Genomic DNA, 16594 nt, shown 5'->3' on the forward strand with positions numbered 1-16594 from the left:
GTTTGTGCTATATTTTATTTTGTAAAACAGTCTATATTAAATGTAATAAGATGTTATCTTGTAAATAAACGTAATATAATTTTTAAAGTTGGCTTTATATCGCTAATCTAAACTTAATCAAATTGTTGTTTGAGTTAATTTATTAGAGGATAAAAATGAAAAAATTATTAGTACCTACACTTTTTGCTGTTGTATCTACTATGTCATTTGCTGTTAATGCAGCTACAACTCCAGCAGCAAGCCAATCACAGAAGGCAGAACATAAATTAAATGCTTACGAAGAAATTATGGTAGGCAAAGTCTGGGTAACGACAGAAGCTTTAGATCAAGATAAAAAAGAAGTTAATGCAGAAGATAAACAAGTTGCAAACTTCTTTGGGGTTGCCGAATATTATCCAGACGGGACTTTTAATATGACCACGTTCGATGGCAAACCCAAAATGAAAGGTGACTGGTCATTTGATGAAAATGGCAAAAGCCGTTCATTAACAGCGAAAGATGATGACGGTAAAGTTTTATTTACTCGTGTTGTTGAAAATGTGACAGTAACACCTGAAGAATATACGTATCGTATTTATCCAGAGCAAGATAGCAAAGATAAGTACTTTGATATTGTCCATAAAGTTAAAAAATAACATTTAAACCAATGCCGCAGTCTAGATATAAAGCTCATTGATTGAGTAATTTATTCTGCGGCATTATTGCTCTATTGTAGCTTTATTTAAAACAGGTTTCTGCCCAGCGCGTTAGTCCAGCAGTAACGGAACCAAAATCATCTCCACGTATTATCGGAATATTAGGTAATTCTTGGCTAATTGCTTGGTGTAATACTGGTGAGCGAGCACTTCCACCTGTAACGTAAATAGCATCAGGTTTGACCCCACCTTGGTTGACAGCCTCTTTAACTAATTCAATCATTTTACTTTTTGGTGATTCAATTGATTCCACCATTTGTTCATGTGGAATATTCACTTCTAGTTTTTCAGAAATTAATTTAATTTGAGCTAAATAACTGGAAGCGTCCGATAAAGCAATTTTAGCTTCTTCAGCTTTACGTACTAAGCTATAACCTAATGTTTCATTATAAACTTCTAACAATCGAGATATTATTTGAGGCTCTTTTGCATCTTGTTTTAAGCGTGTTAATGCAGTCAAATTTTGTCGTGAGTAAAATTCTTTTTGCGCTTCAACATTATTGATAGCAATCGGGTTCCAAAATTGTAGAAATGGCATTTTAATGCCTGATAAAGATTGGCTTTCCATTCCAAAAAGTGGCATTAATTGTTTTAATGCTAGGTAAATATCAAGGTCGTTTCCACCCACTCGTTGGCCACTATGTGCAAGTAAGGATTGTGTTCTGTCCTGTGCGCCTCGATAAGTTGGTCCCATTTGAATCAATGAACAGTCTGTTGTTCCACCGCCAATATCAACGACTAAGATGATCTGGTCTTTACTTAATGTGGATTCATATTCAAGCCCGGCAGCAACAGGTTCGAACTGGAAAGCAATATGATTAAAACCTGCGCGTTTTGCCGCACGATAGAGTATGGATTCTGCTTGTTGATTTGAAAGTTCCCCGCCACGCCCATGAAAGTTAATTGGCCGGCCAATGACTGTGTCATCAATAACCTGCTGTAAAGAATGTTCTGCAGTATCCTTTATATTTTTCATCATCGCGCAGACAAGGTCTTCAAAAAAACTAATTTGAGTATCATGTAAGCCTGAAGCCCCTAAAAAAGATTTTGGGGATTTTACATAATAAACATCTCTAGGGGCGCTCAGATATAAATCTAAAGCAGCTTGCCCAAATACAATGTCCTCGGGTAGTAAATCGATCCCTTCATCACGGTTAAACGCGATAGATCTTTTTAAAATTTGTTGTCCGATTTCATTCGAGGGGGAGATTTTACAATGGCGAAATAAATACTCAGAAACTGATTCTCTTGTTGGCGCGCATAAGGTTGATGGAATATAAACGTTATCGCCTTCTAATGGTAATAGTGTGGGTATCCCGTTTTTCATGACTGCGACAGCACAGTTAGATGTACCGTAATCAAAACCAATAAACATTTCGCCTCCAAGAGTAACGACTTTGAAAAAAGGCAGAGACTTTATATCAAGCAGGAATGAATTACTATCGAAAAAATAGTTCGATGCGAAGGGAAAAATCCAAAAGTAGATAGCTTGAATTGATTGTATGTTGTCTAGATGCTCTGAAAGCACAGAGGCTCTATAACAAAATGCAAGCATTATTGAAAGATTGATTTATTGATGTTCATAAAAAGGGCGTAATTAATTTAGCTTAAGGTGGATAAATAAAAATACATATCGATAATATTAAGGTTATTTAAAGCTATTTTTATTTAGAGTGTGGTTTGTGATGTAATATTTTATTTCTCTTCCTCTTTAACATTCTAATGTAATGTTAAAGAGATTCTCAGAAATATCTTATTTAAACAGTTGGGTTTTATATATATTTAACTATTACAATACTTATTCCAAATTATATTAAAATCATTATTAGGAAATTCTTTATCATCTCTATCAATTAATGGAATAGAAACAACATTACGGCCGTCATTATGAAGATAGGTTTTGACCACAAAACGTTTAAATGAATATGAGTTTTGGCTAGTGAAAATAAGCACTTCACCGCATACATAACCTAGCATACCATGGTCTAAGGTTTCTCTTATCTCATGATATTTAACATTTTTATACTCGGCCGTTTTGGGGAATGCTAAAAAATCCTCAACCGCTTTTTGAGATTTTTCTACAATATCTAAATCAGGTGTATAGTTACTTACAACGCCTCCTATAAAGGAAGCGCCTGCAATTAGGCCAACGACTAAAAATGAAAATATTTTATTTTTCATAGTATTTATTTCTTATGTTATTAGTTTTGAATCTCCCAATGAATGCCAAAATATAAAAATTGAATAAAAATTCATTGCCATAGGCTAACTTTTAATTGGTGATTTCACTTACGGAGATATACTTGGATTACATTTGGGATAATTAACGGTTACCAATCTAACATAAGATTATTTGAAGTAATATAGAAGGGAAACAATGGTAACCAATAAGAAACGAAAAATTACACATTTAAATAAATAGACATTTCATAAAAGGATACTTTATCACTATTGTGATAATTCAGTATGTATTAATCCCTAGAGTAACGAAAATATATAGAATAAGATTATTATTTTTTGTTCTTCATTATTTTTGCCATATGAATAGCTTCAATGAGTTGAGAACGATTAATACGAGAACTATTACTATCTAATAATTTTTGCCAAATATCAATTGCTTGTTCATAATTTGCATTCATAAAAGCATCTGAAGCGACTAGCATTAAAGCAGTAATTTCTTGTTTATCAAGGTTTAATGCTTTGTTGATTACCGCTCTGACATCTTCTGTTAGTTGTTGACCTGCTTGGTAATATAAAACGGTTGCAATCGCTGAGTATATCTGAGCATTTTCTCCTCCATATTTTAACGCTCTATGATAAGCAATTAATGCGTTATCATAACTATTTTGATAGAGATAGTATTCACCTAGTGTAGCCCAAAGCTCACTATTTTTAGGAGATTGGCGAATATCATCTTGCAAGCGGAATAAATCATTTTGTTCTTGCTGTAATGGTGTGAATGAGAGTAGAGGATCTGAAATACGTTGGTATTCCTGGTAGGCTAATTCAAACCGAGGCGAAAAAAAGTAACCAATAACAACTGACACCATTAATATGGCGAGTAATTTATTAATATGCCATTGCTTTGCAACTGATGGCGCTGTTACATCATCTGACAATAATTGCTCGAATACCTGCTGATGGTGAAAATTGTTCTCTAAAATCGGCTGTTTTTGTGAGCGATAAAATTTGAAAATGAAATAAAAAATGCCAACTAGAGCAATGCCCGGTAATCCCCAAAGCAGTGCGGTGCCAATAGTCAAGGGAGGGTTATACAGCACGAAATCGCCATATCGCTCGGTCATATAATGCATGATTTGCGCTTTATCTTTCCCCTCTGCAACCATTTTAAAAACTTGGTGGCGCATACTTACTGCAGTGGGTGCATTGGATTCGAGTAAGTTTTGGTTTTGGCACTGCGGACAACGTAATTGTGAGGCTATTTGCAAAGAATATTCTTGTTCTTCAATAGAATTAAATTGCCACACATCAACAATCTGAGCATTGGATATAAAAGAGCAACATAGGAAAAATAGTGCTAATAGGGTTTTAAGCATTTTTTATCCTCCCTTTTATCCAGCTTATTAATAGGCCAAAACACATTACAAACGCACCGCTCCAAATCCATTGAATGCCATCTTGTACGTAAAGGCGTATTGCATAGCTATTTGTTCCCGTTTTCTCACCTAATACCGCATACCAATTACGTAGCCACCCCCAATATATACCGGGTTCAATCATTAATTGCTGGCGAGCAGTATAAAAGCGGCGCTCGGTGATTAGCTGGTGTAATGGTTGGTTAGCTTTGCTAATTTGTATAATGGCTTTTTCGGTAGTGTAATTAGATTTAGCTTCAAGTTGCAACTCGTTGAATTGAAATTGATAATCTGCGAGTGAGATAGATTGCCCAACAGAAAGACTAACACTGGTTTCATGGTGACTACCAATGGATAAGGCAATGCCAGCCGCAAAAATCACAACCCCTGTATGAGCGATAAGGGAAGGGAATTGTTGACGAATAACATCGATGGGTCGTAGCCAAAAGATAAGTAAAATAGCAAATAAAAAACCACAAGAAAGAGCGATAATAATCCCTTTAGACCAAAGAGATAAGCTTACTAATACACTGAGAGGTATAATGAAAAGAATACGCCATTGGGCTTTAATCCGAGTTTTGTTAAGCGGATAAATGGCACTTACCGCCATTATGATTAGCATCAAAATACCAAATGGTAGTAATGCTTGGTTAAAATAAGGTGCCCCAACCGATATTTTTCCCCAACCAAATAACGTGTAAATCATCGGGTAAAGTGTGCCCGTCAGGACAATGAATAATACAGTAGAAAATAGGATTAAAGTGAGTAATAAATAAAGCTGACGGCGATTAGTTTTGGTTGGTAAATTATCAATGTTTTTAGCTTTCCAACCATATATACATAAAGCACCGAAACTCAGGAAACTGAATAGTAAAAAGAGGGGGACAGCCCTAACGTTATCTAAAGCAAACGCATGGACAGACATTAAAATACCTGAGCGTACAATCAACGTGCCCAATAGAGATAAAATAAACGTGAGGATCGCCAGTAATATTGACCAATGACGATAATGACCCGTTTTGTATGAAATGGTAAGGCTATGGAATAACGCAGTTGCACTTAGCCATGGTAACAGTGATGCATTTTCAACTGGGTCCCAAAACCACCATCCCCCCCAACCAAGTTCACTGTATGCCCACCATGAACCCAGTGTGATACCCAAAGTGAGTATGCACCAACTAGGAACGACAAAGCGCCAACAGAGCCTTGCAACTGTTTGGTTAAATTGCGTGCACAGCGTGGATGCAAGTGCTAAGGCGGTCACGACCATTAACCCGCTATAACCTAAATAAAGTAGTGGAGGGTGTAATATCAACCCCCAATGTTGCAGCATTGGGTTGAGATCTCGCCCTTCAATAGCAGGAGGGAAAATGCGAACAAAGGGGTCCGAATAAAAGACGATAAACAGTAATAATGCGGTACTAATAATAGCGAGTAGGGTTAATGTGAGAGGAAATACGGGGTGAGTTTGCCGACGATAACACCATGCAAATAGGCAACTCCAAGCAGAGATAAACAGTAGCCAAAGAAATATTGAGCCTTCATGGCCTCCCCATACTGCGGCAATTTTAATATATAGCGGCGATAGCCGGTGGCTATGTTGCGCCACATACACGACTGAAAAATCACTTTGAATAAAGCTGAGAGTTAAACAAACATAGGCAACGAGCAAGAAAAGAAACTGTAAGTAGGTCCAAAGAATATTCCGAGGCATTTGCCTCGGAATATGGCGGAAGAAACCAATAACTCCAAACAATGCTTGGAAACAGGCAATACAGAGTGCCAATGCGAGGCAGAGAAAGCCAATTTCTGGGAGTATTAGTTCCAATGATTACCCTTATTTTTGAGTGAGTTATGCGACGGTCAACTGCCCTGCGTATAACACAAAGAAGCGTAAGCAGAAGACACCCAGTAAGCTTGCACCACTGATAATCAATACTCTTGCTGCACCTTGTCCTTTATCCATCCATTTTTTGAATAGCAGAGGAATAATAAAACCACACCCGACAACGCCAATCCAAAACCACCAAGTCCAGAAACCACCGCCTAATGCGGCAATTAATGAACGAATTTTCCCGTCATCCCCTAACGCTAGCCCGACAAAAAAGGCTGCTAATAGGAATATCTCGAGCCAAATAACAAAGCCTTCGATACGGTGTAAAAATGCGGTTTCGTCGTTATGGATATTTTTACGGTAGCGTAATGCTATTGCCATTAATGATACCGCGATACCTGACGATATTCCTGAAAATAGGAATAAAGCTGGTAATAATGGATTGTTTAAGAATGGATAAGATTTTAATGCTGAAAGTAAAAATCCGGTATAAGCCCCAAGCAAAACAGCCAAGACTAGCATTACAATATCCAGAGAACGCATCGCACGATTTAGCAGGGTTAATATTCTTGGGATAAGCGTAAACTTAGGCAGCCATTTTTGCTGTAAAACCATGAGCTCTTTTTCATAAATTTTAGCAAGCCAAATAACAAGTACAGCCATATACACTTGGAATAACATTACCCCCATCGACATCACCGAAGTTGGGCTGTAATGAAACATTAATTTCCAGAATGTCCATGGACGCGTCAAATGGAGAATTAAGATCAATAACCCAAAGATGATTGTTGTCGGAGCTAAAATCAGTGTTGTGCGCATGAGAGTGCTATCACTGCCAGCCGCAGTGGGATAATACTGGCGCATAAGTACCGCAAGTACCACGAGCCCAGCTGAAATACCAATTAAGAATAAGTAAACGGCAATGGGCCAGTCCCACACTAAGGATTCAAAATGGAAAGCAGAAGCTGTTGTCATTGGCTAACCTCCCCATATTTGAACGGGACTCGATACATTTTGGGGTGAGTACCGAGTGCAATCTTGAATCGATAAGTCGGTTTTTCTTTTAGCATCAACGAAATATCGCTCTTAGGATCATCTAAATTACCAAAGGTTAATGCTTTGGTCGGGCAAGACTCGACACAAGCTGGTTGCTTACCCTTTTTTAGATTCGTTTTACGACAAAAATCACATTTATCCGCAGTTTTATTGATAGGGTGAATGAATCTGACACGATAAGGGCAGGCAGCAATACAGTATTGGCAGCCGACACATAAGTCAGGGTTTACATCAACAATCCCCGTTGTTTTGTCGATAAAAGAGGCACCAGTAGGGCAAACATCAACACAAGGCGCACTTTCACAATGTTGACAGGAATGGCGAAAAAAACGGTATTTAACATCAGGAAATTGGCCTATGGGCTCACTACGGATGATGGTTAACCGTGAAACACCTTCCGGTACTTGGTTAACCTCTCGGCACGCATCCATACACGCCGTACAGCCGATGCACAGATTTTCATCGTGCACCATGCCGTAGCGAACGCCATCTATTTTCATGGTGTTAGCTAGCGTATGGCTAGCAACCCCTCCTACCGCCGCCAGTGCTCCTGTGTAGATAATGAATTGACGACGAGAACAACTCATGGCTGCTCCTTACGCAATTTCACCGCTGCTGGATTGAAATCAGGGTTATTGCGTTGATCTGAGTGACAGTCGACACATATTTTTACTTTGCCCTTATCAGTCAGTACCTTCATCGTATCTTGTTTCGGATGAAGGTCATGGCAACTGGCACAGGCCACTTTGGTGACGTGGACATCATGAGGCCAGAACGCTTTTTGTAGTTGCTCTGGTAAGTGACATGACAGACAGACACTGTTTTGTTGTTCAACGTTATACATTGGGTTGTTAAAGCGCATGACATCTTTGACGCCTTCACGGTGATCAGGCCCTGGGTTACCGTGGCAGTTGGTACAAGTCACGGGTAAATTATTGTTAGGGTTAATCACTTCTGCGTGAGTGCCATGCATGCCTTCTTGGTCTGGTTTATGACAGTCTAAGCATGCGCTGTCAGCACTGCGTTGCTGCGTGACAACCCAACGGCCTTCTGCATTTTCTTGTGCCATTTGTGGGGTTGCGGATGCGGCTGTTGCCCATAATAAGCCTGTTGCCAGCACCCCAGCAGTTAATAACGAACGTAGTACGCTCATATTCACTCCATTGGTTGTATTGCCCCATTATTTGGGGCAAATCATGGTTATTTGGCTAATAGGTCATTTTTACGAGCTTGGTCATCCCATTGCGGAACGACAGTTTTTAAGAACTCTTGTTTCTCCGCATTGATTTTTTGCATATCTAAACCAATGGCTTGTTGTGCTTTTTCCTTGGTTGAAATATCTGGAATGGCAATTTCATGGGTGATGCCTTTAGAGCCTAACAGGCGAGCGAGTTTGGTACGTGCATCTGCCGCTTTATCCATCGAACCACCTAACATACGTAGGCCTTCATCTGGTGCGTGCATATGAATACCGTGGGAGGCGATAGCTAAATCCCAGCGCCATTGTGCATGGCGAATATCGGTTAAAATTGGTTTCATTTCATCTTCTGTTGCGCCTGCATCCCATGCGGCTTTCGCTTCAAAGTGAGCGCGAACCAATTGGTCTTCCGCTTTGATTTTCATCTCTTGGATAGCGACTTTACGTTCAGCAACCACATCTTGCAGTTGTTGTTTGCTTTGGGTATGGCAAGTGCTACAGGTTTGTTCGAAATTGTCGAATGGATTACCAATTTTATGGCTGGTATACAGTTCGCCTTTTTCGTTTTGCAGTTTTGGCATATGGCAATCAATACAGGTCACGTTATTTTTGCCATGAATACCCGCACTCCAAGTTTCATATTCTGGGTGTTGGGCTTTTAGCATTGGAGCTTTCGACAGTGAGTTGGTCCAGTCAGAGAAACCAATGTTGTCGTAGTAGACTTCCATATCTTCCACTTTGGTGCCGTTATCCCATGGGAATTTCACGGCTTTTTTATCACCAGAGAAATAATATTCTACGTGGCATTGGCCACACACCATGGACTGTTGGTCGAACCGGCTGGCTTTATCAAACGGTTTGCCAATCGCTTCCATTGCACGCTCTGCATAAGGGCGAGAAAGTGTTAGCTCTGGTTTACCTTTTGCAAAATCCTCTGAGTCGGTTTTATGGCAATCTGCGCAACCTAAGACATTCACCACTTCTGGGCCACCTTTTGCCCACTTACCTTCGAAATAGCCATCTTCGCCATGTTCTTGGATAAGCCTAGCCACATCGGGACTTTTACAGCTCCAACATGCCATCGGAAGCGGGCCATCTTGGGCATCTTTCGGAGCACCAGTTCGTAAGGTTTCACGGACGTCGATGATGGCATAGGCGTGACCACGAGGTTTGTTGTAGTCGCGTGAGAATGGGTATCCAGCCCAGAGAACGACTAAGCGAGGGTCTTCCGCTAATGCGTCTTCTCGGTTTGATTGCTCGGATGTTGCTCGCCAAGAGTGGTATTGATCAGGGTGAGCAGCTTCGAAAGTTTCATTTCGAGCGTTGATGGTAGATGTACTATCTTTAGTCGGAGTTTGAGCATGAACAGAGGTAAAGAGAAATATTCCTGCAACCAGACTCAATAAGCATAGTGCATTATTTCTTATGTTTGCCATAAAAAGGGCCTCGAGTAATTTTAGCCAGTCATCCCTTCATTTTTCGAGTTGTTGTTGTAATGTGACCTGTGACTCGAACTATTTTGGGTATCTTTTTGTTATTTAGGTTTGATAGCAAGCTTTCATCTGCTACCAAGACATTGCCAATTTATATGTGTAACAAAAAACCACACTAAAAATATTGTTTTTGATCAAAAGATAATTTGTAATAAGGAAATAGAATGTGAGGAAATAATAAAAAATAGGTATTATTGAAATTGATATAGTTATTTTTCTGTAGTTTTAAACTGTTACTTTTAATAATTAATTAGTAATGATTCTTATTTTGATATTTGGCGTTATCTGATTTTATTTTATTGATTTTAAAATAATTTTTTTATTTTAAATATTTGAGTGCTGTTTTTAAAATAAAGTTAGAAATGAAAGTTGTTTAATATCAAAAAAAATACAGATATTTTTTTGCTAAATGACATTGCACATACCACTTTAGTAGTAGTTTTGAGCTGGAATTATAATTTAAAAAATTAAAACTTGAGTTTAAATTAATAATACATATTAAAAAAATGTTAATAAATAATTAAAAAGGCCTACTTGGTTATCATTTTGGTGCTACTTTTAGCTAATGGTGAGTAAATAACGTAAATGTTGTCATTTCTAGTCGTATACGGGTAATTACCTCTTTTACCCACTTGGTAGTATGTATTTTTATAACCTCTATCGTTAATATTTCTCATAAATACACATATAAAAAATGCGGTTTATCAATACGTTTTAGTTTTTTTGTTGGCAATGTAAAGGAAAAAAACATGGTTGATCTCACCCGTCGGGGAGTATTAACTGGTGCGTGGCGTAGTGCAGCCCCAGTGGTTCGGCCGCCATGGAGTGGTAGTGAAACGCAATTTATCGAATTGTGTACCCGTTGCAATGCCTGTGTTGAAAGTTGCGAAACGGCAATTATCCAACCAGGAGCAGGGGGCTACCCTGTTGTTGATTTTAAGCGTGGTGAATGTACATTTTGCTATGCATGTGCAACAGCATGTCCAGAACCTATTTTCCTACCAAAACATTCCCAACCTTGGGATATCTCAATTTCGATTGGCCAAAATTGTCTTGCTTATCTTTCGATTGAATGTCGTCGTTGCCAAGACAGTTGTGAGCCTGAAGTCATCTCTTTTCGTCCGTCAATGGCCGGTATATACCAGCCAAAAGTAGAAACACCAGGTTGTACAGGCTGTGGTGCTTGCGTCGCAGGTTGCCCAGTTTCAGCCATTACCGTGGAGCATGAACATGCACAGTAACTATCAAGTGTGCAGTTTAATAGTACAAGTAAAAAGTGAGCGACTGTCTACTGTGGCCGAAGAAATTAATCAACTTTCCCATTGTGAAGTGGCGTTAAGCGCCCCGGAAAACGGAAAACTGATTGTGGTTGTTGAAGGGCAAGGTAGTAGAATGTTGTTAGATACTATTGATTTAGTACGCGATATTGACGGCGTACTAGATGTTTCGCTGGTTTACCATCAGCAGGAAGAGCAAGGTGAGGAAGATTATGAAACTCAGTCGTCGTAGCTTTATGAAAGCCAATGCGATAGCGGCCGCTGCTGCGGCGGCAGGTATTGGCGCACCGAGCATTGCGAAAGCAGTGGTTGGTCAACAAGAAAGTATTAAATGGGACAAAGCCCCTTGTCGTTTTTGTGGTACAGGCTGTGGGGTACTGGTGGGCACTCAAAATGGTCGTATTGTGGCCAGCCAAGGTGACCCAGAAGCCCCTGTAAACCGTGGTCTAAACTGTATCAAAGGGTATTTCTTACCAAAAATTATGTACGGAAAAGACCGTTTAACGCAGCCAATGTTGCGTATGAAAGACGGCGAATATGACAAAAATGGGGAGTTCACACCGATTACGTGGGAGCAAGCCTTTGATGTTATGGAAGAAAAAGTCAAAACCACATTAAAAGAAAAAGGTCCTGAAGGGATTGGTATGTTCGGTTCGGGCCAGTGGACAGTTTGGGAGGGCTATGCGGCATCAAAACTGTTCAAAGGTGGTTTCCGTTCTAATAACTTAGACCCTAATGCACGCCACTGTATGGCTTCTGCGGTAGTGGGCTTCATGCGTACTTTCGGTATGGATGAACCAATGGGTTGTTATGATGACATTGAGCATGCTGACGCGTTTGTCCTTTGGGGTTCAAACATGGCAGAAATGCACCCAATCTTGTGGTCTCGTATCACCAACCGTCGTCTGTCTAACCCTGACGTGCGTGTTGCGGTGTTATCGACTTTCAAACACCGTAGCTTTGAATTAGCGGATAACGGCATCGTCTTTACACCACAATCTGACTTGGTGATCCTGAACTATATTGCAAACTATATCATTCAAAATAACGCAGTTAATCAGGAATTCCTCGATAAACACGTGAATTTACGTCGTGGTGCAACAGATATCGGTTATGGATTACGCCCAACTCACCCACTCGAACAAAATGCGAAAAATGCAGGTTCTGATGCGTCTGAGCCAATGACATGGGACGAGTATAAAGCCTTTGTTGCAGAATATACGTTAGACAAAACCGCAGAAATGACCGGGGTTCCAAAAGATCAGTTAGAAGAACTCGCTAAACTTTACGCAGACCCTAAAACGAAAGTGGTTTCTTATTGGACCATGGGCTTTAACCAGCACACTCGCGGTGTTTGGGCGAATAACTTAGCGTATAACTTGCACTTACTGACAGGAAAAATTTCTCAACCGGGTTGTGGGCCGTTCTCATTAACAGGCCAGCCATCAGCGTGTGGTACTGCTCGTGAAGTCGGTACGTTCTCACACCGTTTACCTGCGGACATGGTGGTTACCAATGAAAAACACCGTGAAAAAGTAGAAGGTGTGTGGGGGTTACCTGCTGGGACGATCCCTGAAAAAGTGGGTTTACACGCCGTTGCCCAAGACCGTGCTTTAAAAGACGGTAAATTGAATTTCTACTGGGTAATGTGTAACAACAACATGCAAGCGGGCCCGAATATCAACCAAGAGCGTATGCCTGGTTGGCGCGACCCACGTAACTTTATCGTGGTATCTGACCCATACCCAACGGTCAGCGCATTGGCTGCCGACTTAATTTTACCGACAGCCATGTGGGTAGAAAAAGAAGGGGCTTACGGTAATGCGGAACGTCGTACCCAATTTTGGCGCCAGCAAGTTAAGGCACCAGGCGAAGCAAAATCTGACTTAATGCAGATGGTACTGTTTTCTAAACGCTTTACAACGGATGAAGTGTGGCCTGAAGAGTTACTCGCGAAAAAACCTGAATTACGCGGTAAAACCCTATATGACGTGTTATTCGCTAACCAAGCTGTAACGAAGTTCCCTGTGAGCGAGTTAGCAGAAGACCAACTTAATGATGAGTCTCGTGAATTAGGTTTTTACTTACAAAAAGGGCTGTTCGAGGAATACGCTGGCTTTGGTCGCGGTCATGGTCATGATTTGGCTGATTTTGATGACTACCACAAAGCGCGCGGTATCCGTTGGCCAGTGGTTGATGGCAAAGAAACTCAGTGGCGTTATAGCGAAGGAAATGACCCTTACGTTAAGGCTGGCGCGGGTTATCAATTCTACGGTAAACCAGATGGTAAAGCGGTGATTTTTGCTCTGCCATTTGAGCCTGCTGCGGAATCGCCAGATAAAGAATATGACTTATGGTTATCAACAGGCCGTGTATTAGAACATTGGCATACCGGTAGTATGACACGCCGTGTTCCTGAACTGCACCGTGCTTTCCCTGAATCTCTTGTGTTTATACATCCAATCGATGCGAAAGAGAGAGGTTTACGCCGTGGTGATAAAGTCAAAGTGGTTTCACGCCGTGGTGATGTGACCACGATTGTCGAAACACGTGGCCGTAATAGACCACCAAAAGGCTTAGTTTACATGGCGTTCTTCGATGCTGCGCAGCTAGTGAATAACTTAACACTGGATGCAACCGATCCGCTTTCAAAAGAAACGGATTACAAAAAATGTGCCGTTAAACTGGAAAAGGTGTAATTGCTCATGCCCCAGAAAGCTAAGTCTCAACAGGCTAAGTCCCAGAATAGTCGTCGTCGCTTTTTACGCGATGTCGCCCGTACTGCGGGTGGGTTGGCGGCTGTTGGTGTGGTGCTGGGGCTTCAGCAACAAACTTCCCGTGCGAGTGGCGTCAAGCTTCGTCCGCCGGGAGCCCTTGATGAAAAAGCATTTGCCAGTGCATGTGTCCGCTGTGGACAATGCGTTCAAGCCTGCCCGTATGACATGTTGAAATTAGCGACATTGGCATCCGGTTTGGCTTCTGGAACGCCATACTTCATCGCCCGAGAAAATCCGTGTGAAATGTGTGAGGACATTCCTTGCGCCAAGGTTTGCCCAAGTGGTGCATTGGATAAAGACATTGAGTCGATTAACGATGCACGCATGGGGTTAGCCGTTTTACTCGATCAGGAAAACTGCCTGAACTTTCAAGGGCTAAGGTGTGATGTATGTTACCGCGTATGTCCACTGATTGATGAAGCCATCACATTGGAACTTGAACAAAACCACCGAACAGGTAAGCACGCGCGCTTCTTACCCACCGTCAATAGCAACTACTGCACGGGATGCGGTAAATGTGAACAGGCATGTGTATTGGAAGAGGCAGCTATCAAGGTATTACCAAGGTCGCTGGCGAAAGGTGAGTTAGGACACCATTACCGCTTTGGTTGGCTGGAGGGTAACAATGGCGAATCGTAAACGTGATGCCGGACGTGAAGCTCAGGCAAAAAAAGGCTGGTGGCAGAGCCACAAATGGTTGGTGTTTAGACGTATAAGCCAATTGCTGGTGTTAGCGATGTTCTTGAGTGGGCCATGGTTTGGGGTATGGATTTTACATGGTAACTACAGCAGTAGCTTATTGTTAGACACCGTACCTTTGACTGACCCATTAATCACCTTAGAGAGCTTAGCAAGTGGTTACTTACCGGGGATCTCAGCATTAGTTGGGGCTGTTATCGTATTCGGGGTTTATGCACTGCTGGGTAAGCGCATTTTCTGTAGTTGGGTCTGTCCTGTAAACCCAGTGACGGATGCGGCGGCGTGGTTAAGACGTAAATTTGATTTTAACCAATCCGCAACAATACCGCGCAATATTCGCTATGTATTGCTGGTCGTGATCCTGATCGGTTCTGCTATTACAGGTACCTTACTTTGGGAATGGCTTAATCCAGTTTCATTAATGGGGCGCAGTTTAATTTTTGGTTTTGGCAGCGGTGCATTGGTTTTAGTTGCACTGTTTTTATTCGATTTATTAGTTGTGGAACATGGTTGGTGCGGTCACCTTTGCCCATTAGGTGCGCTATATGGCGTGGCAGGGTGCAAGGGCGCATTGGTTGTTACAGCGGAAAATAAAGAAAACTGTAGCCGTTGTATGGACTGTTTCCACATTTGTCCGGAGCCGCAAGTTCTGCGCGCACCGGTCCTAGATAAACAAGCTCCAGCGCAGATATCCGATAAAGATTGCATCACTTGCGGTCGTTGCATCGATGTTTGTTCTGAGGATGTTTTTAAAATAACACTAAGATGGAGTTCGGGAGCAAAATCATGAAAAATCCTGTCCTGAAAAAGACGATCAGCCGTTGGGTGGCTGGAATGGCCTTTGTTGTAAGCAGTCTTGTTTGGGCTGCTAATGGTGTAGACCTGACCCAATCACCAGAAGTATCCGGTACGTCAGAAGGAAGCATTCATATTCCGAAAGAGCAAGAAAGAATGGCATTAAACTATGTGAATCAACCACCAATGATCCCTCATAGTGTTGAAGGTTATCAAATTACCACCAATACTAATCGTTGCTTGCAATGCCATGGTGTGGAAAATTACCGCACGACAGGGGCACCAAGAGTCAGCCCAACGCACTTTATGGATGCAACAGGCAAAGTCCTTGGCGAAGTTGCACCAAATCGCTACTTCTGTTTACAGTGCCACGTGCCTCAGTCAGACACAGCACCGATTGTTGATAACACATTTACCCCATCCAAAGGTTTTGGGAAATAAGGGGGAATTATGTCAAATAACAATGATAAGCAAACAAATGATGACAAGCCGAAGAAAAAGGGCTTGTTTGGGTTAATCGGCCGAGTATGGCGCTGGTGGCGTAGGCCAAGCCGATTAGCATTAGGAACCTTATTGCTGATTGGTTTCGTGAGTGGTGTTATTTTCTGGGGCGGCTTCAATACCGGTATGGAAATGGCCAATACGGAAGAGTTCTGTATTAGCTGCCATGAAATGCGTGAGAATGTCTATGAAGAATATATGGATACTATTCACTATACTAACCGTAGTGGTGTCCGCGCAACATGCCCTGATTGTCACGTACCGCATGAGTTTGGTCCCAAAATGGTGCGTAAAATTCAAGCGAGTAAAGAGTTATACGGAAAAATTTTTGGCATCATTGATACGCCACAAAAATTTGAAGACCATCGGTTAGCGATGGCGCAAAGTGAGTGGCGACGAATGAAAAATAACGACTCACAAGAGTGTCGTAACTGCCATAACTTTGAGTATATGGACTTTACAGCACAAAAAGGAGTTGCAGCCAAAATGCATGACCAAGCCATCACGGATGGTAAAACCTGCATTGACTGCCATAAAGGGATCGCCCATAAGTTGCCGGACATGCGTGAAGTTGAACCTGGCTTTTAATTCAAGGTAATCATTTTATGATGAGTTACATCGATGAATTATAAGTAATGATCAATAAATAGGCTGGTTATGCGTTTGAGTATGA

At 41.3% G+C, this 16594-nt stretch carries 16 protein-coding genes; 8 read left to right on the plus strand and 8 right to left on the minus strand.

The annotated features are described in order from the left end of the window. The first annotated feature begins 155 nt into the window (after positions 1-155). Positions 156-635, plus strand: coding sequence for a DUF4822 domain-containing protein (locus PR683_RS15410; protein WP_004913390.1), 480 nt, complete (start codon positions 156-158; stop codon positions 633-635). Positions 636-717: 82 nt separating this feature from the next. Here PR683_RS15410 and yegD read toward each other — a convergent pair whose 3' ends face one another. The 8 genes from yegD to nrfA all read right to left on the minus strand — a co-directional run bounded on the left by yegD (position 718) and on the right by nrfA (position 9815). Next, positions 718-2070 carry a molecular chaperone gene (gene yegD / locus PR683_RS15415; protein ID WP_272571677.1) on the minus strand — a complete coding sequence of 451 codons (1353 nt, stop codon included), beginning with the start codon at positions 2068-2070 and terminating at the stop codon, positions 718-720. Positions 2071-2477: 407 nt separating this feature from the next. Continuing rightward, positions 2478-2876, minus strand: a complete 399-nt coding sequence (locus PR683_RS15420; protein ID WP_117162786.1) for a hypothetical protein — start codon at positions 2874-2876, stop codon at positions 2478-2480. Positions 2877-3205: 329 nt separating this feature from the next. Continuing rightward, entirely contained in the window at positions 3206-4252 is a 1047-nt protein-coding gene (nrfF, locus tag PR683_RS20430) for a heme lyase NrfEFG subunit NrfF (protein ID WP_123382333.1), read from the minus strand. Then, the gene (locus PR683_RS15435) at positions 4245-6119 is read right to left on the minus strand and encodes a heme lyase CcmF/NrfE family subunit (RefSeq protein ID WP_272571678.1); all 1875 of its coding nucleotides are present in this window, start codon (positions 6117-6119) and stop codon (positions 4245-4247) included. Before PR683_RS15435 ends, nrfF begins: the two co-directional genes overlap by 8 nt. 24 nt (positions 6120-6143) lie before the next feature. Next, positions 6144-7100 (minus strand): cytochrome c nitrite reductase subunit NrfD, encoded by a 957-nt coding sequence (gene nrfD, locus PR683_RS15440; RefSeq protein ID WP_004913373.1) that lies wholly within the window; start codon positions 7098-7100, stop codon positions 6144-6146. Further along, a complete protein-coding gene (nrfC, locus tag PR683_RS15445; RefSeq protein WP_004913371.1) occupies positions 7097-7768 on the minus strand; it encodes a cytochrome c nitrite reductase Fe-S protein in 672 nt (223 codons plus the stop codon). The genes nrfD and nrfC overlap by 4 nt, the downstream gene beginning before the upstream one ends. Next, a complete protein-coding gene (gene nrfB / locus PR683_RS15450) occupies positions 7765-8334 on the minus strand; it encodes a cytochrome c nitrite reductase pentaheme subunit (RefSeq protein ID WP_004913368.1) in 570 nt (189 codons plus the stop codon). Before nrfB ends, nrfC begins: the two co-directional genes overlap by 4 nt. A 47-nt stretch (positions 8335-8381) precedes the next feature. Continuing rightward, a complete protein-coding gene (gene nrfA, locus PR683_RS15455; RefSeq protein WP_109912716.1) occupies positions 8382-9815 on the minus strand; it encodes an ammonia-forming nitrite reductase cytochrome c552 subunit in 1434 nt (477 codons plus the stop codon). Between the two features lie 806 nt (positions 9816-10621). Here nrfA and napF point away from each other — a divergent pair. Genes napF through napC form a run of 7 tightly spaced genes read left to right on the plus strand, consistent with a single transcriptional unit; the run spans position 10622 to position 16509 of the window. After that, on the plus strand, positions 10622-11113 hold the full coding sequence (gene napF, locus PR683_RS15460) for a ferredoxin-type protein NapF (protein ID WP_004262238.1): 492 nt from the start codon (positions 10622-10624) through the stop codon (positions 11111-11113). After that, positions 11103-11381, plus strand: coding sequence for a chaperone NapD (gene napD, locus PR683_RS15465; RefSeq protein ID WP_272571680.1), 279 nt, complete (start codon positions 11103-11105; stop codon positions 11379-11381). Before napF ends, napD begins: the two co-directional genes overlap by 11 nt. Next, positions 11362-13848, plus strand: coding sequence for a nitrate reductase catalytic subunit NapA (napA, locus tag PR683_RS15470; protein WP_004913361.1), 2487 nt, complete (start codon positions 11362-11364; stop codon positions 13846-13848). Before napD ends, napA begins: the two co-directional genes overlap by 20 nt. A gap of 6 nt (positions 13849-13854) precedes the next feature. Beyond that, entirely contained in the window at positions 13855-14565 is a 711-nt protein-coding gene (gene napG, locus PR683_RS15475) for a ferredoxin-type protein NapG (RefSeq protein WP_004262231.1), read from the plus strand. Beyond that, positions 14552-15415, plus strand: coding sequence for a quinol dehydrogenase ferredoxin subunit NapH (napH, locus tag PR683_RS15480; protein ID WP_110732115.1), 864 nt, complete (start codon positions 14552-14554; stop codon positions 15413-15415). The genes napG and napH overlap by 14 nt, the downstream gene beginning before the upstream one ends. Next, positions 15412-15861 carry a nitrate reductase cytochrome c-type subunit gene (gene napB, locus PR683_RS15485; RefSeq protein WP_004913351.1) on the plus strand — a complete coding sequence of 150 codons (450 nt, stop codon included), beginning with the start codon at positions 15412-15414 and terminating at the stop codon, positions 15859-15861. Before napH ends, napB begins: the two co-directional genes overlap by 4 nt. Positions 15862-15870: 9 nt before the next feature. Continuing rightward, positions 15871-16509, plus strand: coding sequence for a cytochrome c-type protein NapC (gene napC, locus PR683_RS15490; protein ID WP_109912715.1), 639 nt, complete (start codon positions 15871-15873; stop codon positions 16507-16509). The last annotated feature ends 85 nt before the right edge of the window (positions 16510-16594 follow it).

The organism is Providencia sp. PROV269 (assembly GCF_028477785.1).
Taxonomy (GTDB): domain Bacteria; phylum Pseudomonadota; class Gammaproteobacteria; order Enterobacterales; family Enterobacteriaceae; genus Providencia; species Providencia rettgeri.

Coding starts and splice junctions, on each gene's coding strand:
- PR683_RS15410 (WP_004913390.1), top strand. CDS start 156: ATGAAAAAATTATTAGTACCTACACTTTTTGCTGTTGTATCTACTATG.
- yegD (WP_272571677.1), bottom strand. CDS start 2,070: ATGTTTATTGGTTTTGATTACGGTACATCTAACTGTGCTGTCGCAGTC.
- PR683_RS15420 (WP_117162786.1), bottom strand. CDS start 2,876: ATGAAAAATAAAATATTTTCATTTTTAGTCGTTGGCCTAATTGCAGGC.
- nrfF (WP_123382333.1), bottom strand. CDS start 4,252: ATGCTTAAAACCCTATTAGCACTATTTTTCCTATGTTGCTCTTTTATA.
- nrfD (WP_004913373.1), bottom strand. CDS start 7,100: ATGACAACAGCTTCTGCTTTCCATTTTGAATCCTTAGTGTGGGACTGG.
- nrfC (WP_004913371.1), bottom strand. CDS start 7,768: ATGAGTTGTTCTCGTCGTCAATTCATTATCTACACAGGAGCACTGGCG.
- nrfB (WP_004913368.1), bottom strand. CDS start 8,334: ATGAGCGTACTACGTTCGTTATTAACTGCTGGGGTGCTGGCAACAGGC.
- nrfA (WP_109912716.1), bottom strand. CDS start 9,815: ATGGCAAACATAAGAAATAATGCACTATGCTTATTGAGTCTGGTTGCA.
- napF (WP_004262238.1), top strand. CDS start 10,622: ATGGTTGATCTCACCCGTCGGGGAGTATTAACTGGTGCGTGGCGTAGT.
- napD (WP_272571680.1), top strand. CDS start 11,103: ATGCACAGTAACTATCAAGTGTGCAGTTTAATAGTACAAGTAAAAAGT.
- napA (WP_004913361.1), top strand. CDS start 11,362: ATGAAACTCAGTCGTCGTAGCTTTATGAAAGCCAATGCGATAGCGGCC.
- napG (WP_004262231.1), top strand. CDS start 13,855: ATGCCCCAGAAAGCTAAGTCTCAACAGGCTAAGTCCCAGAATAGTCGT.
- napH (WP_110732115.1), top strand. CDS start 14,552: ATGGCGAATCGTAAACGTGATGCCGGACGTGAAGCTCAGGCAAAAAAA.
- napB (WP_004913351.1), top strand. CDS start 15,412: ATGAAAAATCCTGTCCTGAAAAAGACGATCAGCCGTTGGGTGGCTGGA.
- napC (WP_109912715.1), top strand. CDS start 15,871: ATGTCAAATAACAATGATAAGCAAACAAATGATGACAAGCCGAAGAAA.